The organism is Sorangium sp. So ce385 (assembly GCF_051474135.1).
Taxonomy (GTDB): Bacteria; Myxococcota_A; Polyangia; order Polyangiales; family Polyangiaceae; genus Sorangium; species Sorangium cellulosum_D.
Genome location: NZ_CP150337.1, coordinates 5,963,462 through 5,982,318, shown reverse-complemented (window position 1 = coordinate 5,982,318; position 18,857 = coordinate 5,963,462). Strand labels below are relative to the sequence as shown.

At 72.3% G+C, this 18,857-nt stretch carries 15 protein-coding genes; 6 read left to right on the top strand and 9 right to left on the bottom strand.

Annotation, left to right across the window (positions count from 1 at the left end; all coding sequences use genetic code 11):
- Nucleotides 1–84: 84 nt before the first annotated feature.
- On the top strand, nucleotides 85–795 hold the full coding sequence (locus WME83_RS21735) for a PA14 domain-containing protein (RefSeq protein WP_437321205.1): 711 nt from the start codon (nucleotides 85–87) through the stop codon (nucleotides 793–795).
- Between the two features lie 27 nt (nucleotides 796–822).
- Here the strand turns inward: WME83_RS21735 and WME83_RS21730 are convergent, their stop codons facing one another.
- From WME83_RS21730 to WME83_RS21720, 3 genes are all read right to left on the bottom strand, one after another.
- Nucleotides 823–2,361 carry a hypothetical protein gene (locus WME83_RS21730; protein ID WP_437321204.1) on the bottom strand — a complete coding sequence of 513 codons (1,539 nt, stop codon included), beginning with the start codon at nucleotides 2,359–2,361 and terminating at the stop codon, nucleotides 823–825.
- Nucleotides 2,362–2,478: 117 nt separating this feature from the next.
- Nucleotides 2,479–3,840 (bottom strand): TIGR03013 family XrtA/PEP-CTERM system glycosyltransferase, encoded by a 1,362-nt coding sequence (locus WME83_RS21725; RefSeq protein ID WP_437321203.1) that lies wholly within the window; start codon nucleotides 3,838–3,840, stop codon nucleotides 2,479–2,481.
- A 395-nt stretch (nucleotides 3,841–4,235) separates the two neighbouring features.
- Complete coding sequence (locus WME83_RS21720; RefSeq protein ID WP_437321202.1) at nucleotides 4,236–5,699, bottom strand: hypothetical protein; 1,464 nt, start codon at nucleotides 5,697–5,699, stop codon at nucleotides 4,236–4,238.
- A gap of 306 nt (nucleotides 5,700–6,005) precedes the next feature.
- On the opposite strand from WME83_RS21720, the gene WME83_RS21715 reads away from it, so the two are divergent.
- Nucleotides 6,006–7,289, top strand: coding sequence for a glycosyltransferase family 4 protein (locus WME83_RS21715; protein WP_437321201.1), 1,284 nt, complete (start codon nucleotides 6,006–6,008; stop codon nucleotides 7,287–7,289).
- Nucleotides 7,290–7,350: 61 nt separating this feature from the next.
- On the opposite strand, the gene WME83_RS21710 is transcribed toward WME83_RS21715, so the two are convergent.
- Nucleotides 7,351–7,962, bottom strand: a complete 612-nt coding sequence (locus WME83_RS21710; RefSeq protein ID WP_437321200.1) for a hypothetical protein — start codon at nucleotides 7,960–7,962, stop codon at nucleotides 7,351–7,353.
- Between the two features lie 376 nt (nucleotides 7,963–8,338).
- Here WME83_RS21710 and WME83_RS21705 point away from each other — a divergent pair, with 376 nt between their 5' ends.
- A complete protein-coding gene (locus WME83_RS21705) occupies nucleotides 8,339–10,855 on the top strand; it encodes a hypothetical protein (RefSeq protein WP_437321199.1) in 2,517 nt (838 codons plus the stop codon).
- Nucleotides 10,856–10,882: 27 nt separating this feature from the next.
- Here the strand turns inward: WME83_RS21705 and WME83_RS21700 are convergent, their stop codons facing one another.
- Entirely contained in the window at nucleotides 10,883–11,191 is a 309-nt protein-coding gene (locus tag WME83_RS21700) for a YciI family protein (RefSeq protein WP_437321198.1), read from the bottom strand.
- 336 nt (nucleotides 11,192–11,527) lie between these two features.
- On the opposite strand from WME83_RS21700, the gene WME83_RS21695 reads away from it, so the two are divergent.
- The gene (locus WME83_RS21695; RefSeq protein ID WP_437321197.1) at nucleotides 11,528–12,445 is read left to right on the top strand and encodes a hypothetical protein; all 918 of its coding nucleotides are present in this window, start codon (nucleotides 11,528–11,530) and stop codon (nucleotides 12,443–12,445) included.
- Nucleotides 12,446–12,592: 147 nt separating this feature from the next.
- Here the strand turns inward: WME83_RS21695 and gloA are convergent, their stop codons facing one another.
- On the bottom strand, nucleotides 12,593–12,988 hold the full coding sequence (gene gloA / locus WME83_RS21690; RefSeq protein ID WP_061628651.1) for a lactoylglutathione lyase: 396 nt from the start codon (nucleotides 12,986–12,988) through the stop codon (nucleotides 12,593–12,595).
- Nucleotides 12,989–13,032: 44 nt separating this feature from the next.
- The gene (gene greB, locus WME83_RS21685; RefSeq protein ID WP_437321196.1) at nucleotides 13,033–13,506 is read right to left on the bottom strand and encodes a transcription elongation factor GreB; all 474 of its coding nucleotides are present in this window, start codon (nucleotides 13,504–13,506) and stop codon (nucleotides 13,033–13,035) included.
- A 260-nt stretch (nucleotides 13,507–13,766) separates the two neighbouring features.
- Between greB and WME83_RS21680 the strand changes: the two genes are divergently transcribed.
- Nucleotides 13,767–15,626, top strand: coding sequence for an acyl-CoA dehydrogenase (locus WME83_RS21680; RefSeq protein ID WP_437321195.1), 1,860 nt, complete (start codon nucleotides 13,767–13,769; stop codon nucleotides 15,624–15,626).
- Nucleotides 15,627–15,722: 96 nt separating this feature from the next.
- Here WME83_RS21680 and WME83_RS21675 read toward each other — a convergent pair whose 3' ends face one another.
- On the bottom strand, nucleotides 15,723–16,208 hold the full coding sequence (locus tag WME83_RS21675; protein WP_437321194.1) for a hypothetical protein: 486 nt from the start codon (nucleotides 16,206–16,208) through the stop codon (nucleotides 15,723–15,725).
- A gap of 275 nt (nucleotides 16,209–16,483) precedes the next feature.
- On the opposite strand from WME83_RS21675, the gene WME83_RS21670 reads away from it, so the two are divergent.
- The gene (locus WME83_RS21670; protein ID WP_437321193.1) at nucleotides 16,484–18,013 is read left to right on the top strand and encodes a PGRS family protein; all 1,530 of its coding nucleotides are present in this window, start codon (nucleotides 16,484–16,486) and stop codon (nucleotides 18,011–18,013) included.
- 22 nt (nucleotides 18,014–18,035) lie between these two features.
- On the opposite strand, the gene WME83_RS21665 is transcribed toward WME83_RS21670, so the two are convergent.
- Complete coding sequence (locus tag WME83_RS21665) at nucleotides 18,036–18,824, bottom strand: hypothetical protein (protein WP_437321192.1); 789 nt, start codon at nucleotides 18,822–18,824, stop codon at nucleotides 18,036–18,038.
- Nucleotides 18,825–18,857 lie beyond the last annotated feature (33 nt).

Below are 18,857 nucleotides of genomic sequence, written 5' to 3'. Positions count from 1 at the left end.
GGCGCTTGCCCTTGACAAATCGCATCATCTCCGCGTGCATAGCCGCCGAGCGGCCGGACCGGCCGCGGAGACACGGAGCGCTTGATGAATCGATTTCTTATCTGGTGGAGGGCGACGTCCGTCACGGTGAAGGCCGCGGCGGCGTGCGCCGTGGTGGGCACCCTGGGCGCCGCGGTGCTCGTCGGGCGCTGCGCGGTGACGACGCAGGCGGAGCCGCCGCGGGCCGGGCCGGTGCTCGTGAGTGGCGCGGTGGTCACGATCGACGCGGTGCCCGCCGCGCCGCCGGGGGTCGTCGTGGTCGGCCAGGCGACGGACTTCGGCGGGCCCGAGACCGCGGGGGTGAACGCGCTGCGCGGCCTCGTGTACTTCGTGCCGAACGGCACGTCGCACCTCCTGAATACCGCCTCGCTGAGCCCGGTCGCGGTCCTCTACACGCCGCGGCTCGATATCTCGCCGCGGTCCTGGCAGAGCGGCTTCCCGGGCGTGCCCGGCGGACGCAACGAGTGGTTCCAGATCTCGTACGAGGGAGAGTTCGTGACCTCGCGCCGCGGAGCGCACCAGTTCGAGCTGCTCTCCGACGACGGCTCCAGGCTGTTCATCGACGACCGGGTGGTGATCGAGAACGACGGCCGGCACGAGCCGCAGAGCGCGCAGGGCGCGGTGGTGCTGGAGCCGGGCAAGCACCGGATCCGGATCGGCTATTTCCAGGGGCCGCGCTTCGAGATCGCGCTTCAGCTCTTCGTGACGCCCCCGCAGGGCGGCCGGCAGATCCTCGACCTCTCCCGGGTGCTCTGAGCGCGGCGCGGGCGGCGGCCGCGCCGCTCAACCGCCGCGCTGCGCGAGCGCGAGCAGCGCCTTGACCTTCGCGTACGAGACGTAGGGGTTGTCCTCGTTGCCCCCGAGATCGTCGCTGTCCTCGCCGGTACCCTGGGCCCGGACCGGCATCCACGCGTAGTCGGGGTGGAGCTCCTTGCCGTTGATCCCGTTGACGATCGACGGGTTCTTGATCCACTCCCCCCCGAGGATCGTGAGATCGCTGTCGAGCTCGAGCACGTAGTGCAGCTCCGAGACGGAGAGCGGCACGTCGCGCTGGGCGGGCGGGAGGAGCAGCGTCTCGCCGGTGACCGAATCGGAGATCATCCAGAAGCGCGCGGCCACGCGGACGAAGCGCCGCGCGGCCGGGTTCATCCGGTAGTTGTAGCAGTCGGCGCCCATGTAGGCGCCGCCGCACAGGAGCCGCGCGGCGTCTTGCGGGCCGATCTCCTCGATGGTGTCGATCGAGAACTGCTTCACGGGGAAGCTCCACACCTCCGCGTCCCAGGTGTGGTCGACGATGAACATGAGCCGCTGCTTCTGGGTCGACTCGCCGGTGAGCGGCTTCGCGCCGACCCCGAGCAGCCCGGTCATGGCGACGTGCATCGTGGCGGGGTTGAGGTCGCGGCAGGCGGGATCGAGCGGCCTGCCGTAGATGTCGCGCGCCGTCCGATCCGCCCGCGTCTCGCAGCGGCGCCCCGAGAAGGTCACCGCGTCGCTGAAGTAGACCTCGCTCATGAGCGCCTCGATGTCCGCCATGCGGAACAGGACGCACCCGGTCTCCGCCGCGGCGCACTCGGTCACCTTGGAGTCGACGAGCTTCACCCGGACGTCGCGGCGCGGCCCGGCGCCCTCGGCGGCGACGTACGCCGACCACCCGTTGCAGTGCCCCCACCAGTACTCCGGATAGATCCCCTGGTAGAGCCCGTGATGCTGCAGCTCCCAGCGCGTCGCCGGACCGGCCACGACCACCGCCGGCTGGATGTAGGGCGGGTTGCGCAGGTACGGGGGCCTCCGGAGGTCGTCCGCGCTCCACGTGGCGATGCTCGCCAGCGACTCCATCTGTCCCGGGTGGAAGAGAACGTCGTATTTCTCGACGGGCGAGAGGTTGTCCGGGTCGGAGGTCCGATCGGAGTAGTTCTTGAACATCGAGTTCCAGCGGTCGGCGATGCCGTTCTGCCGCTGGGGCCACCAGTTCGAGGGGAACGCGCTCGACTGCGCCTCGCCTTGCAGCAGCGTCGTGTCGAGCCGGAGCCGGGCGCCCTGGAGCTCGGGGTGCAGGTGCGAGGGCAGGTTGGCGCCGTCGATCGCCTCGCGGCCGCCGGTCGTGGGGATGAGCAGCTGGTGGGCGCCGCCGAGGATCTGGCCGGTCTCGGGCGTGTAGCCGAGCACGTAGGGCACGGGCCCACCCTCGATGAAGCGGAAAGCGGGGCCGTTCACGCTGCTCTGCGCGGCGGCGACGCGCTCGTCCGGCGCCCGGTCGAGCTCCGCGCAGCCCAGGAGCAGAAACACCGAGCTCACGATGCCCGCCTTCATCCGCGTCTTCATCGCTGATCCCCCCGGAGACCGACGCTCGCCGATCCCTCGGGCGTTCTCTGCAGAGGCCGCGCCACCGGGCTCGTCGTTAAAGAGCGCAGCCATTGCACGCGTCGGCAGCCGGAGCATTCACCGTGCGCCGATGCGCCAGAGCACGACCTTCACGGTGTCGATGAGGATGGAGATATCGAACCAGAGCGAGAAGCTCTTCATGTAATAGAGATCGTACTGGAGCTTCTCCAGCGCGTCCTCGGCGGACGCGCCGTAACGGCAGCGCACCTGCGCGTGCCCCGTCACGCCCGGCTTCACGCAGAGCCGCTGCCGGAAGAAGGGGATCTGCTTCTCCAGCGCCTCGATGAACTCGGGGCGCTCGGGCCGCGGCCCCACCATGCTCATCTCGCCGACGAGCACGTTCCAGAGCTGCGGCAGCTCGTCGAGCCGCGTCTTCCGGATGAACCGCCCGACGCGGGTCACGCGCGGATCGTTCTCGATGGCCCACGCGGCCCCGTTCTTCTCGGCGTCGGTCCGCATCGACCGGAATTTGTGGATCCGGAACGGCTTCCCGAGGGCGCCTGTCCGGATCTGCGAATAGAGCGCCGGTCCCCTGGAGTCGAGCTTCACCGCGACGGCCGTGAGCGCCATCAGCGGCAATGCGAGCACGAGCCCGGCGCTCGCGCACACGACGTCGAAGAGCCGCTTCGCGACCAGCGTCCGCCGCCGCACGCGGAAGCCGTGAGAGAAGATGATCTGGCTCGGCTTCAGCTCGCGCACGCAGATCTTGCCGGTCACGCGCTCGTAGAAATCCATGCCCTCCTCGATCTGGACGCCGCGGAACTTCAGATCGAGCAGCTCCTCCAGCGGAAAGGCGGCGCGCCGATCGGGGATCGCCACGATCACCACCGCGACGCCGCGCTGCTCGACGAGGCGCCGGAGATCCCGGGTCCTGCCTGCGATCTCGGGATCGTCGATCGGCTCTTCGTCCCTGACGAGCCGGCCGGCGAGGCGCAGCCCGAGGACGTCTCCGTCCTTCCGGATGAGCGACGCGCACGTGCGGGCGAGCTCGCCCGACCCCAGCACGACCGCCAGCGTGGAGAAGCTCTCGCTGCTCAGCACCCGATTGCACGCCGCGCGCCACGCCGGGAGCACGATCGCCGCCGCCCCGAGCGACGTCAGGAGCACCCGGTCGCCGAGCTCGGCGTCCGGCACGAGCCAGAACGCGAGCCACAGCACCGCCGCCGCCATGCCGAGCGCCCGGAACATCGTCAGGAACAGCGCGCGCGCCCTGGGCGGCTCGGGCCCGTACAGGCCGTGATAGTAGAGCGACGCCAGCGCGACCAGCGAGATGCTCAGCGTCTGCCCGAAGCGCTCTCCGTCGAGCGCGTGCTCCCAGCCCACGAGCACGCCCGGCGCGCAACACACCAGGAGCGAGAGCAGGCTGGCCTCGACAAACCACACCATGGCCCGGCGCGGCGACCGGAACAGCTCCAGCATCGTCCCTCCACTCGTCTAGCCCAGCGCCCCGGGCGATCGCGCGCCACGGCGCATCGCCTCCGGCGGGGCACACACGGTTGTAGTTGAACCCACATTAGAGCAGACCGGGGCAGATCGCCAGATGCCTCCGACGAATCTCGTCCATCGACGGCGGACTGAGCCGCGGCGCGCGAAGCCGGGCGCGGCGCAATCGACGACATCGCGGGCGGTTGCGCCGGGGATGTGCGGTGACGAGGGGAGTCGCGGCGAGAGAACGCTGTCGACGGACTGGGTACGTCGTCGCCAGGGCGCGCGCTCAGGGAGCTTTGCGGATCCGCGGCGCGGCGAGCGCGTCGCTCCGGCCGGGAGCGCGCGTTGTCCGTTGGTATCGAACAGGTGCGTCGTGTCGGCGCGGCTTATCGCGCGCCGACGTCACGGGCGCGCGCGGACGGCGTCTCCCGCGGCGTCTCGCCGACGGCGGCGGTCTCGCCGGCGTCGGCGCTGCGGTCGTCGCGCTCGCGGCCCGGCTCGGGCGGTCGCCAGCGGCCGGAAGGCATTCCCTGGATCATCGCGGCGCGGCGCTCGTCGTCCCATGCGCTGTCGGGATCGCGGCGCACGGTCCGGTGGCGATCCGTCGACAGCGTCCCCGAGATCCCGGCCATCACGATGCTCCTCAGCGAGCCGCCGACCTCGCCTGCGCTCGGCGCCGGGTCGAGCGCGGCGCGCACGAACTCCAGGTCGACGCCGCCGCGCAGCGCGATCCCGCGCGCCAGGGGATAGGCGATCTCCGCGCCCGCGAGCGCCGTGGTCGTGGACAGCGATCCTTCCCTGGAGGGCGCCGGCGCGCCGGGGGCGAGGTGGAGCGGCGGATTCGCGGCGACGGGGGCGCTGCCGGTCGAGAAGCGGGCGACGCCGGTCACGAGGAGATCGCGGGTCGCGCCGCCCCGCGCGGGCCGAAAGCTCGCTTCGAGGGACGCCTCGTGCTCGTGCCCGAATCCGATCCTCGGCCCGAGCGACGTATACGCGTACGCGTACCCCGCTGTCAGCCGGTAGCGCTCCTGCACGTAGGTGAGGCCGACCCGCGCCGTCGGCGCGATCACCGCGTCGCGCGACGACAGCACGGGCGGCGGGCTCGCGACGGTCACGCCGCCCGAGGCGCGCGCCGAGGCGTTGCGCGTGAGCTCGTGAGTCGCGGACAGGAGCGCCGCGCCTGCGTGGACGCGGGCTTCGCCGCGCGTGAGCTCGGTGTCGAGCAGCGCGTGATGATACTGGGTGATCTCGTACCGGAGCTCGGGGGTCAGCGTGTCCAGCGCGCCGAGGTCGATCGACGTGCTCACCTGGGCCCGCCCCGTGTGCGCGTCGATCCCGACGCCGGCCGGGTCATCGGCCGACAGCGCGCCGGCCTGCTCGTACCCGAGCTCGACGCGCGCCGCGGATCGCCGCGACGTCGTGATCGACAGGGCCGGTCCCCCGGAGAGCGTGTATTGCAGGCGATTGCCGTACAGGAACGGATCGCGCGCGGCGAGCGCGTCGGCGGCGCGAACGCCGAGGCGGGTCGCCAGGTAGCCGGCCGCCACCATCGAGAGGTCCGCGCGCGGCGAGAGCGTCCAGCCCGCTCCCCCGCCGAGGCGCGCCGAGACGCTGTCGGACGGCGCGGATCGCGCCGCGTCGAGCGAGATCTGAAGGACCCGCCCGTAGCTCCCGTCGACGCTGAACCCGTAGCGCGAGCTCTCCCCGCGCAGCGAGCCCTCGACCGAGCCCCCGACGCCGGCCATCAGCGCGCCGGAGCCGACGTCCCCGACGTTCGACGCCACGCTCTGCTCCACCGCCGCCTGCGCCGTCACGTCGGACTCCCACATCGGCAAGACGAACGAGAACACGCGCCCCCTTGCTGTCGAGCGGCACGCCGCGCGGCGGGAGCGACCCGAATCGGCCGCTCTCCCCTCCCCGGCAGCGCGCCCGGCGCCCGGAGCGTCCCACGTTCGCTGATGTTTGCAACATTACAAATTTGACCCCGGCATGCGGCGCGCGTGGCGCGCGTGGCGCGCGGCGGCGACCTGAGCGCTCCTCGGGGGCTGGCACCGCGCGCTCTCGCGGCGTGGACGTGCGCAGGCAGGGCGGGACGTACCTCGAGTCCGCCCCTGCCCCGCTGGGGCGGAAGGACAGCTTGTAACATGAATTACATCATGAAATCTGGCGTGGGCGCGGGCATGGAGGAGGAAGGCTTGTCGAGGCCGCTGCGCGTTCTCTGGGTGACGCGCATCTTTCCGAACCGGGTTGAGCCGCTGTCGTGCGCGTTCCAGCGGCAGCAGCTCGCGGCGCTGTCGCGGCGCTGCGAGGTGGAGGTGCTGGCCGCGATCCCGTACCACCCGGGCGTATCGCTCCTGGGCGGGCGCACGCGGCCGGGCCGCCTGACGGCGGTGCCCGAGCGCGACGAGATCGACGGCGTGCCGGTGGTGCACCCGCGCGCGCCGTACCTGCCGGGGGCGGGCCGCGTGCTGGCGCCGGTGAACGCGCCGCTCTACCTGGCGGGGCTCCTGCCGTACGTCCCGCGGCTGCGCGGGCGGTTCGACGTCGTGCTCGGGGCGTGGCTGTACCCCGACGCCTGCGCGGCGGCACTGCTCGCCCGGATGCTCGGCCTCCCCTATGCGGTGAAGGCCCACGGCACGGACGTGAACGTCGTTGCCCGCTGGCGCTCGGTGCGCCCGCTCGTCGGCGGCGCGCTCCGGTCGGCCGCGTACGCCATCGGCGTGAGCCGTCCGATGGTGGAGGCGCTCGCGGCGCTCGGCGCCCCGCGGGATCGCGCGGTCCTCGTCCGCAACGGGGTCGACCGCGCGCTCTTCCGCCCGGCGGACCGGCGCGCCGCCCGGCGCGAGCTCGGGCTCCCGGAGCGCGGGCGCGTCGTGACGTTCGTCGGGAACGTCAGCCGGGAGAAGGGCATTCACGAGCTGCTGCGCGCGTTCGAGACGATCGACCGGGACGGCGGCGAGCCGATCCACCTCGTGGTCGTCGGCGACGGCCCGGAGTGGGCGGCGGTCGAGCAGGCGGCGCTGCGGCGCGATCGCGGGTCGGCCGAGCTGCGGGGCGAGCGTGGCAGGATCATCGCGGTCGGGGCGAGGCCGCTCGCCCAGGTTGCCCGCCACCTCGCGGCGACGGATCTGCTGGCGCTCCCGAGCTGGGCGGAGGGCACTCCGAACGTGGTGCTCGAGGCGCTCTCCGCGGCGCGGCCCGTGGTGGCGACGCGCGTGGGGGGCATTCCGGACGTGGTGACGCCGGGGCGCACCGGGTTGCTCGTCGCGCCGCGCGACGCCGGAGCGCTCGGCCGCGCGCTGCGCGACGCGCTCGCGCGGACCTGGGACGACGGCGCGTTCGCGGAGGCGGCGCCCCCGTCCTGGGAGGAGAGCGCGGAGGCGCTGCGCCGGCTGCTCGCGCGGGCGGCGTTCGAAGAAGGCGGGCGGGCCGCCGCCTGACGCTTGGGACGTCGCGCTGCGCCGGGCTCGGGCGGGACCGCGCAGGCCCCTCCCTCGCCGCTCACCCCCACGAGATCGACCAGGTGCACCGCGGCGCCCCGCGGTGCCTGCAGGTCGTGTGCTCGACCGCGATGCGCCGGCTGCCCGCGAGCGTAAGGCCCGCCTCGATCCAGCCGGAGATGCCCTGACTGCACAGGTAGAGCGGCAGGCCGCCGCCCGAGAGCGTGACCGTCCCCGCGACGTCGCTGACGACCCGCACGCTGAAGTCGCCGTACTTGAAGTAAGTCCTGTACACGAGGCCGAAGCGCTTGAAGAGCATCGACGGCGAGCTCCCCAGCGCCATCGTCTTGTAGATCGTCGTCAGATCGTTCCGGGCGACGTCCGCGCCGAAGTGGCGCATCTTCTCCATCCTGCCGGCGAAGACGCCGTGGATGAGCGCGCAGTCGATCTCGATGAGCGGCGCCATCTCGTTCCAGGTCGACGGGATCGGCGGATCGCTGAGATAGCGGGCCGCCTGCGGCGACAGCTGGCGGCCGAGATCCACCACGAACCGCTCGCCATAGCTCTGCCGCAGCGCCTGGGCGCGCGAGCCGATCAGGGTGCCTTTCACGAGATTGCCCTCGCCGACGATCCGTGGATCGCCGAGGAACGGGGAGAAGTCTGGCGCGAGCATACTGCGGAGGGCTCCCATCTTCTCGTAGTGTAGCGGCAGATCCGCGCCCATGTGCGACAGATTCGCGTCACCTCGTCCTTTCTGGACCGGGCCTGCGCCCGGAGACGGGCGGCGCGGCGGCCTCGCGGGTCGTTGGTCGCGTTGGTCGCGCTGGTCTCGTCGGTTGCGCCGGTTGCGGCGGTTGCGATGTTTCGGCAATGTTTCTTGAATGTTTCGCGGGTGCGCGCTTCGGCGCCGGGCGCCGTTCGGCAGGAACGCTCGGCGCTTGCGGGGTGACGCGGGGCGCGCACGCTTGTACCCGGCATGACGCGTGCTGCTCGGCGTCGATCGACGCTGGCCGGCGCGGCTGTTCGCGCCGAGCAACACCGAGGATCGCATGCGACCGATTCACCACATCCTCACCGCCGCGGTGCTCTCTCTGGGCCTTGTCGGCGCGGCGGCGCGCGCCGACGCGGCGCCCACCGCAGGTCACCCGCGACTCTGGCTCACGAAAGACCACCTCCCCAGGCTGCGCGGGTGGGCGGCCGACAGCCGCAACCGCATGTACAAGGAGGCCCTGCTGCCCGCGCTCCAGGGCGCCATCGCAGCGTACGACGGCCGCTTCTACCCGAATGGCCGGCCGAACCCGGCGTGGCCGGACGGCGGCACCAACGCCTACGTGCAGTATCCGACCGAGGCATACGCCGAGTTCTTCGCCTTCATGTCGCTCATCGATCCGGACGTCGCGGCCCGCCCGGTCCACGCCGTCAGGGCGCGCAACCTGCTGATGTACGCCATCGAGGAGGCGAGCAAGGGGCGCGCCGACGGCCAGCCCTTCCGCGACCCGGGGTTCGCGACCGGCGACCGCTCGCGCTGGTGGGGTGATGGGTTCCCGCTGACGGTGGACTGGATCTACGGCGCGATCGACGCGAGCGGCCGCCCCGTGCTCTCCGCCGGGGACAAGGCCAAAATACGGCAGGTTTTTCTCAGGTGGGCTGACGACAACCTTCACGCCGCCACGGCGGGCAACGAGCACCCCCACCCGGTCGGGGTCATGAACGATCCGGCGCTGCTCCGCGATTCGCTCCAGCTCCGGTGGGCGGCGAACAACTTCTATCTCGGCCACCTGCGCCAGGTCACGCTGATGTCGCTCGCGATGGACGAGGCGGACGACCGCCCGCTCGATCCGAACACCCCGCCGGAGGCGCTCGGCAACACGCTGCGCAGCTACCGCGCGGACGCGACCGGCGCCTGGCTCTATCAGGCCTTCGCCGTCTTCGAGGCCCCCGAGATCGCCGCCAAGCACCTCGGCGTCTCGCCCGACGGCCTCGGCGTGGCCAGCGGCGGCCTGCCCGTCGAGGGCTTCCTCTACGGCGGGGGGCTGGCGTGCCTCCACCAAGCGCTCCTCGCGCTCCACACCGCCGGCTACGGCGCCCGCGCCCTGTCAGGCCCGCAGATCGGCCTCTTGCGCAGCGGGTACTGGGACCGGTTCTCGGACGGGTTCCTGCACTCGATCTCGCCGGGCCCGGTCACCTACCCGTCGATGCCCGACCTCGGGCCGGTCTACGAGGCGGCGAACTACGGCGACACCTTGCGCGTCCGGGTCGAGCCGCGCTTCGCCGAGGTGTTCGGCTCGCTGGGCGTCTACGACCTCCTCACCGGCAACACGGCGCGCTTGCAGAAGTCGCGCTGGATCGTGGCCAACGCGTTCGAGGGCGGCGCGCCCTCGCTCTACGCGCGCACGTCCAAGGTCTGGGGCTCGCCCGTCCCGAGCCGGGCCATCCTGAGCTTCTTGCTCTTCGACCCGGCGGCGCCGCTCCCGCCGGATCCTCGCCCGGCGATGCCCACCGTCTTCTTCGAGCGGGCGCCGGGCCGCGGCGCCGTCCTCGCGCGCTCGGACTGGACCAAGAGCGCGACGTGGTTCACGTGGCGGTGCGGCTGGGTCACCATCAACCACCAGCTCGGCGACTGCAATCAGATCGAGCTCTACCGGAAGGGAGAGTGGTTGACCAAGGAGCACACGAGTTACTCCAGCAACCTCATCGGGACCACGGCCGACTATCACAACACCCTCTCGCTGCAGAACGACCAGCCGTCGCGGCTGCGCTGGTTCGAGAAGGAGCTCGCCCCGCGAGGCGGCCAGTGGCGCGAAGGGCGCGCCGCCGGCGACCCGATCGCGCGCATGAGCCGGGGCGCAGGCTACGTGTTCGCCGAGGGCGTCGCGACAGACCTCTACAACACCCGCCCGAACGCCTGGGTCCCCTCGGACGCCGCCCGCGACATCGTCCACGCGAGCCGGTCGGTCGTCTGGCTGGAGCCCGATCACGTGGTGGTCTACGACCGCGCGGCCTCGCGCACCGCCGGCCGGTTCAAGCGGTTCAACCTGATGACGACCGCGGCGCCGCAGATCTCGGGCCGGACGGCCACCACCGTGACCCCGAGGGGGCAGGCGCTGTTCGTGCAGAGCCTCCTGCCCCGCAGCGCCCGCATGACGGCCGTGCCGGTCGAGGACGTCGACGACGCGGCGGAGATGGAGCCGACGACCCACCGCCTCGTCGTGGAGGACCCGGCCGGCCCCGCGGACGTCCGCTTCCTCCACGTGCTGCAAGGCGCGGACGCAGGCGCGGCGATGGACGCGGCCGTGCGGATCGAGGGCGCTCAGGGCTCCGGCGTCGAGGGCGCCCTCGTGGCGGGCCGGGCCGTCCTCTTCCGCTCGGACCTGCAAGCGAGCCCGGGGCCGGTGTCCTATCGGGTGCCCGCCGCGACGCGCAGGCACGTGATCACCGGCCTCTCGCCGAGGGCCGGCTACGACGTGGCCGTCGTGCCGCAAGGGGCGGAGCTCGTGATCCGCGTCACGCCGGGCAGCGCCCACACGACCGACGACGCGGGCGTGCTGGCGTTCGGAGCGCCGTAGCGCGCGGGCCGCGGCGCGACGCCGCCCTCAGGCCTTCGGGGCGAAGACCCGATCGAGCTCCTCTTTCCCGAACACCGGCGCCCACGGCAGGAGCTCGTACTGCGCAATCCCCTTCTGCGTGAAGGGATCGCCGTCCCGGATCTGATCCAGCGTCGCCCCGGCCGCGTCGTCCGGCACCCGGAGCAGGATCGCTCCGCCGTAGCGCGGATCGAGCGGCCCTGACGCGAGCACCAGCCCTTGATCGATGAGCCTCTTGAGATAAGCGCGGTGGTCGTCGACGACCTTCAGCACCTCGTCGAGCGGGCGCCGGTAACGGATGATCGCAATCGCGTACATGATGTCTCGATTCCTCGGGCGGCAATCTACCAGAGCGCGGCGCCCTGCCGAGCCTGTTCTGGACAGGCCGCCGTCCGGCGGAGATCGCGCGCCCGCGCGGGGCGCGTCCGAAAGGGGTGCGCGCCGGCGGGCCGCCGCGACGGATCGCGAGAAAACCCATTGCATCGCCGGAATGTGCTGCCCTCGCGATCTCCAGGCTTGACTTGGCGGCCCGCCATGCGGAAGCGCGGCGGCGGCGAGGGGCGAGGGCGAGATGGACGTCGCGTCATCGCACGCCCCCCTTTCCCTTCGCGCTTCCGTCTGGCAGTGTGCGCGCCCTCCGCTGGAGACATCTGTATGGCGCGACCCCCGAAAGCAGCACCTGCTCCCGTTCTCCCGTCCTCGCCTGCCGCCGCGCTCGCGGCGTACGGCCGCGTTGAGCCGAAGCTCATCGAGCTCGGCCCCGAGGACCTCGTGACCGTCTACGTCGAGGTCCCCAGGGCCGTGAGCTCCGTGCTCTCCGCCCTGCCCCACCTGCGCGAGCTCCGCGACGAGATCGTCCGCGATCTCCCGAACCACCCGATCGAGATGCTGGACGAGCTCGAGGACTACGCCCTCGCGGCGTGGTACGCCGACCTGCTCTACAGCACGCCCGCGAGCGAGCTCGACGCGAAGAAGCTCGCCGACGACGCCGGCACGCTGCGCGAGGGGCTCCTCGTCGCCGCCGAGGCGCTCGCCTACCGGAACCTGCTCGACAAGCAGCGCGTCGCCGACATCCGCAAGGGCAAGGGCCACACGGATCTCGCGAGCGATCTCATCGCCCTGGCCGAGCTGTTCCGCGGCTCCTGGGACAAGGTCCGCGCGAAGACGGCGGTCGAGGACGAGGAGCTCGAGCGCGCCGCGGATCTCGGCGTGCGCCTCCTCGCCGCGCTCGCCGCGAAGCCCGGCAAGGGCTCGTCCGCCGCGCCGAAGATCACCGACGCGAGCGATCGCCGCGCCCGCGCGATCTCGCTGGTCGCCAAGGCCTACGAGGAGTGCCGCCGCGCCGTCGCCTACCTGCGCTGGCACGAGGGCGGCGACGGCGACCTGGCCCCGTCGCTCCTGCAGAAGCCGCGCGGCCGCCCGCGGAACGCCGAGAAGGCCGCAGCGGCCGCGAGCGGCGCGGCCGCCGAGGCGCCGGCGAAGGCGCCGGCCGACGAGGCGTCCGCCGCGGACGGCGGCGCGCTGCCCGCCCCCGAGCCGGCGAACGACGCCGCGCCGGTCGCCAGCGCCTGAGCCTCGGCGCCTCGCGAGGAGACCCACGAGAGGAGGCGCGGAAGCCGCGGAGGCCCTCGAGCCTCCGTCCCCCTCCGCGCCCTCTCCGGTCTCGCGCCCTCTCCTCGACCTCGCCTCGACCTCGGCCTGCCGGCCTCGATCGTCGGGCTACTGGTTGCGGCTCGACTCCTCGATGAGCTCGACCTTGTAGCCGTCCGGATCCTCGACGAACGCGATCACCGTCTTGCCGTGCTTCATCGGGCCCGGCTCGCGCGTGATCTTCCCGCCCGCCGCGCGGATGCGGTCGCAGGCCGCGTAGATGTCGTCCACCCCGAGCGCGACGTGCCCGTACGCCGTGCCGAGCTCGTACTTCTCCACGCCCCAGTTGTGCGTGAGCTCGATCTCCGCGTGCTCCGGGTTCCTCCCGTACCCGAGGAAGCACAGCGTGAACTTGCCCTCCGGGTAGTCCTTCCGCGACAGGAGCTGCATCCCGAGCACGTCCCTGTAGAAGCCGATCGAGCGCTCGAGATCGCCGACCCGCAGCATCGTGTGCAAGATCCTCATGCCGAACTCCTGCTCCTTCTCCTCCGGCCGCGCCTCTGCGGCGCTCAGCCGTACCGCACCGAAATGATCTCCATCTCCGCCTCGCCCGCCGGGCGGCGCACGGTGATCACGTCGCCCGCGCGCTTGCCGAGGAGCGATCGGCCGACCGGCGAGCGCCAGCTGATGCGCCCGGCCGCGCTGTCGATCTCGTCCTCGCCCACGATCTGGTAGGTGTGGCGCGCGCCGTCCTCGTCCTCGATCTCGACCGTCGCGCCGAAGAAGACCTTGTCGCCGCGCTGCTCCGACGGGTCGACCACCACGGCCTTCTCCAGCCGCTTGGTCAGGTAGTGCATCCGCCGATCGATCTCGCGCAGCTTCTTCTTGCCGTAGATGTACTCGGCGTTCTCGGAGCGGTCGCCCTGCGCCGCCGCGTCGGCGACCTCCTGGACGATGCGCGGCCGCTCCACGGAACGGAGGCGCGCGAGCTCCTCGGACAGCTTCTTCGCCCCGCCGGGCGTGATGTAAGCCGGGTCGGACATGGTTCGATCGCGACGGAGCCTACGCCGCGCCGCCCGTCGGATCCACCGCCCTGGCGCCCGCCGCCGACCCGCCCCACGACACCCCCGTCGGTACCCCCGATCACCTCTGATTTCCGCAAGATGGCCCCCCTGTCACGGACGCATGTTGACGCGACGCGGCGGCATGCTAGGCGAATGAAGAACTATGCCGCGGCTGCGCGGTAGACCGGGAAGGGTACCGGCTGCCAGCGCCGGATGCCGCGGCACCGAGGAGGTCTCCCATGTCGAACGCCCAAACCTTCCAGAACCGCTACAAGGCTGACCTCCGCGAGATCCGCTTCCTCCTGTTCGAGCAGTTCCGCCTAGACGAGCTGCTCGGCAACGCGCCGTACGAGGCGTGGGGGCGCGACGAGGTCTCGATGGTCGTCGACGAGTCGTACAAGTTCGCGTGCGAGGTCTTCGGCCCGCTGAACACGGTCGGCGATCGGGTCGGCTGTCGCATCGAGGCGGGGCAGGTCAAGACCCCGCCGGGGTTCAAGGAGGCCTGGGACAAGCTGTACGAGGCCGGGTGGAAGTCGGTCTCCGTCTCGCCCGCCTACGACGGCCAGGGCGGCCCCTTCACGCTCTACACGGTGGTCGAGGAGTTCCTCTGCGGCGCCAACGCGGCGCTCAACATGTACCCCGGGCTGACGTACGGGGCGGCGGAGCTGATCGAGCACTTCGGGACGCCGCGGCAGCGCGACATCTACCTGAAGCGGATGTTCGGCGGGCAGTGGAGCGGGACGATGTGCCTGACCGAGCCCCAGGCCGGCTCGGACGTCGGCTCCTCGCGGACGACCGCGGTGAAGCAGAAGGACGGCAAGTACCTGATCCGCGGCACGAAGATCTTCATCTCCGGCGGCGACCAGGACCTCACCGAGAACGTCGTGCACCTCGTGCTCGCCCGCGTCGAGGGCGCTCCGCCCGGGACGAAGGGGCTCAGCCTGTTCGTCGTGCCGAAGTTCCGGGTGAACGACGACGGCTCGCTCGGCGAGCCGAACGACGTCCTCGTCGGCAACATCGAGCACAAGATGGGCATCAACGGCTCGTCGACGTGCGTGCTCAACTTCGGCGAGAACGACGGCTGCCTCGGGGAGCTCGTCGGCACCGTCGAGCACCAGGGCATGCCGCAGATGTTCCGGATGATGAACGGCGCGCGCATCTCGGTGGGCCTGCAGGGCGTGTCGGTCGCGTCGTCCGCGTACCTGAACGCGCTCGAGTACGCGAAGGACCGCAAGCAGGGCTCGTCGATCCTCCAGTGGAAGGACGCGACGGCGCCGCGCGTGCCGATCGTCGACCACCCGGACGTGCGGCGGATGCTGCTCGACATGAAGAGCCGCGTGGAGGGCATCCGCGCGCTGATCATCAAGCTCGCGCGCCACCAGGACGCGGTCGCCGTCTACCAGGGCAAGGACGACCGCGCGGCGGCGTACAACCAGGGCCAGGTCGACCTGCTCGTGCCGCTCGTGAAGGCCTACTCGTCCGATCAGGCGTTCCGCGTCTGCGAGACGGCGATCCAGACCTTCGGCGGCGCCGGGTACACGAAGGACTACCCGGTCGAGCAGTACTGCCGCGACGCGAAGGTCTTCTCGATCTACGAGGGCACGAACCACATCCAGGCGATGGACCTCGTCGGGCGCAAGCTCGGCCAGGCCGGCGGGGCCAACCTGCAGGCCTTCCTGAACGACGTGGCCGAGTTCGTGAAGGCGCACGAGAAGCACCCCGTCCTCGCCGCGAGCGTCAAGGAGCTCCGCGAGGCGCACGAGGCGGTCGCCGGCACCGCGATGCGGCTGCTCTCGTGGTTCCAGATGGGCAAGATGCCGATGGTGCCGCTCGCGGCGAACCGCTTCCTCGAGATGATGAGCGAGCTGGCCATCGGCTGGCTCCTGCTCGACGGCGCGGTCATCGCGCTCAAGGCGCTGGACACCTTGCCGCAGGGCGACGCCGGCGCGAAGGACCGCGCCTTCTACGAGGGCAAGAAGCACGCGGCCCTCTACTTCGCGTCCAACGTGCTCCCGCACGCGAAGTTCTCCGCCGAGCTCCTCGGCCGCGAGGACTCGTCCGCCCTGGACATCCCCGTCGACTCGTTCGCGACCGTCTGATCTGGCCCGTCCCGGTCGGGTCGCTCGCCGCCGTCCGACCGCCCTCCCCCGCGCCGGCCCCGCCTCGAGGCGGGGCCTCGGCCGCGGGGCGCGGGCTCACTCCGGGACCGTGAGCCGCTCCGCCAGGTCCCGGATGGGCACCGGCATGGTCGGGTCGCGCGACACGGCCACGATGTCGGCGCGGAGCTCCCGCGCCTCCGTGAGCCGGAGCCAGGCGAGCGCGAGGCGCGTCATGCTCGGCAGGCCCCGCGCGAGCACCGCCCGGACGACGTCGACCGCGGGGAACGAGAAGGCCACCTCCTCGGGGGGCAAGCCCGCGGCCTTCGCCGCCGCCTCGATGCTCGCGTCGAAGTCGTCCCGCCTCGACTCCAGCACCTCGAAGAAGACGCGCCCGCGCTCGGGCGCGAACGCCTGAGCCGCCCCGCCGTCCTCGGGCGCGAAGACCCAGGCCCCCGCGCTGTCGAGCCCCACCCGCGCGCCCGACTCGAGCGTGACGAGCGGCAGGAAGCGACCGCCTTCGAGCTGCTCCCCGCCGCCGGCGTCGAGCAGCTCGCGCACGAGGTCCTTCAGGTTCGCGCTCATGCGCCGATGTTCGCACGGAAACCACCGCGATGGGCAAGCGCGATGGGCGACCGCGACGGCGACTCGGCAGATACGCCTCCTTCCGGCGGGGGACGTCGCGCTCCAAGCCCCCGCCGCGCGCGGCGCTGACACGCGGCGGCGACCGCGGCCGCGACGAGAACATGCGTTGAGGGCGCGCCGCGCGGGAGGCGCCAGGTCGCTTTGCTTGGTAAACGCGCCGGGGTGGCCGGAATAAGAATAGTATGGGGATTCAATTCAAAGCTGATGCACTCGTATTGCTGGGATTCATTTCGGCTGCCGCGGCGACGGCCAGCGGTTGCAGCCTCGGCGGGGGTGATTCCATCCAGATACCCATCGAGGATGAGCCGTCGGACGACGACTGCACTCCGAGCAAGGTCAAGGGGAAGATCGCTTCGTCGTGCGGCCTGTGGGTCGCCCGCACCGGGCACGACGGCAACGCGGGGACCTCGGGGGCGCCGCTGAAGACGCTCTCGAAGGCGCTCGAGCTCGCCTGGAGCAAGGGAAAGCGCATCTACGTCTGCGCCGAGGAGTTCGACGAGGCGCTGCTCGTGCCCGCGGGACACAGCATCTTCGGTGGGCTCGATTGCCGCGACGAGTGGCGGTGGATAGGCGACAAGAAGAAGACGACCCTCACCGCGCCTGAAGGCGAGACACCGCTCAAGTTCCATGGCGGCAGCGGCGCCTCGACGGTGATCGTCGAGGACCTCCACGTCATCGCGCGCTCGATCTCGCCGACCCGCGCCGAGCTGGCAGGCCGCTCCTCGATCGCCGCGAACACCTCGGGGATCCCGGTCGACTTCACGCGGTGCATCCTCGAGGCGGGCGACGGGGCGCCGGGCAGAGCGGGCGAGTCGTTCGCGAGCGACCCCGCCGCGCCGGGGCAGTCCGGCAACTTCGGCAACGCCGCGTGCACGTCCGCTTCGGTCCTCGGCGGAGCCCCGGTGTTCAACACCTGCGGTACGCCCGACGACCGCGAGGACGACTCGCGCAGCGGCAGCGGGGGCGTCGGTTCGGTCACGTCGGGCTCCGATGGCGGCCACGGGGACCCGCGCGGCGCGGAGAGCAGCGCGGAGAACGGCGGGAGGGGCGAGTCCAGCAGCAGGGCCTGCACGCCGGGCGTGGCGGGCGCGGACGGCGAAGATGGGCGTCCGGGCGCGGGGGCGGTCGGCTTCGGCGACGTGATCCTCGACGGGTACACCGGCCCGCTCGCCGGCGACGGCACGCCGGGCAAGCCGGGCCAGGGCGGCGGGGGCGGCGGCGGCGCCAAGGGCGGCGCGGGCGCGATGATGTGCCCGTTCGAGAGCACGGCGGGAGGCGCCGCGGGCGGCTCCGGGGGCGCCGGCGGCTGCGGTGGGCTCGGCGGCAACGGCGGGGGCGCGGGCGGGGCGAGCATCGCCGTGTTCGCGGGGAGCGCGACGGTCCTCTTCAACGACGTGGTGCTGAAGACCGGCCGCGGGGGCGACGGCGGAGACGGCGGCAGGGGCCAGGAGGGCGGCGAGGGCGGCGAGGGCGGGCCCGCCGGCACCCTGGGCGAGGCCACGGGGCTGAACGCCGCCTGCAGCGGCGGCCCGGGCGGGCGAGGCGGCCGGGGCGGCCACGGCGGCGGTGGGCTCGGCGGGCATTCGATCGCCGTCGCCTACGCGGTCAGGGAGCCTTCCCTCTCGAACACGACCATCGAGCTCGGCGAGGCCGGGCTCGGCGGGCGCGGGGGCTCGGCGCGGTACAACGGGCAGGACGGCGTCGCGGCCGAGATCTACGACATCGAGCAGTCCTTCCGGCAGTAGCGCGCCGTCCGCCGGAGAGCGCCTACTCCGGCGCGGGGGGCGCAGGCCAGCTCCGGTCCTCCTGCATGCAGCGGAGCTGCGTCACGCGCCGTCCCTCGTCGGTGGTCACCGCGCTCTCCCGGACGGGCGCGTCGCGCCGCGCGCGCCGGCTCAGCTTCTCGACCACCAGGAACCCCTCCCCCACGCCCGCGAGGCGGAGGAACTCGTCGAACAGCGCGACGTGCCCGCCGGGCGCGCCGTCCTCGGCCGTCGCGATGCGGCGCTGCGTGGCGACGCCGATCGCCAGCGCGCCGCCCCGGGCGCGCACGACCATCGCAGGGTCGAGCCCGCGCTGGCTCTCGTCAGGCAACGTCCAGATCTCCGCGACGCCCGCCTCGGCGAGCCGCCGCTTCATATAGTGGAAGGCGGACTCGAGCGTGTTGTTCCGGTACGGGACCGCCCTCGACTCCATCGGATCGACGTGGTTCCGCCAGAACGCGATCAGCGCGTGCGCCCAGCGCCTGCCGTCGGGCCGGCGGTCCTGGAACGGCCAGTCCTCGGCCATCGCCTCCGCGCACGCGCGGAGCAGCGCCTGCTCGTCGATCCCGCGCGTCGCCAGGCAGGGCGCGCAGTGCATGTACGCCGTGCCCCGCTCGAGGAGCGCGCCGCACATCGAGCAGACGTCGTTGCCGTAGCCAGGGCCCATGTACCGGAGCCAGCCGGCGTTGAGCGCCAGGTGGGCCGCGCGGCGATCGTCGAGCCACGCGATCTCCCGCAGCCCGCCTCCGAGGGCCATCGAGGCCGCGCGCCGCTCGTCATCTCGCTGCGTCATCCGCCGTCCTCCAGCGTGGGCCCCGTCCGCGCC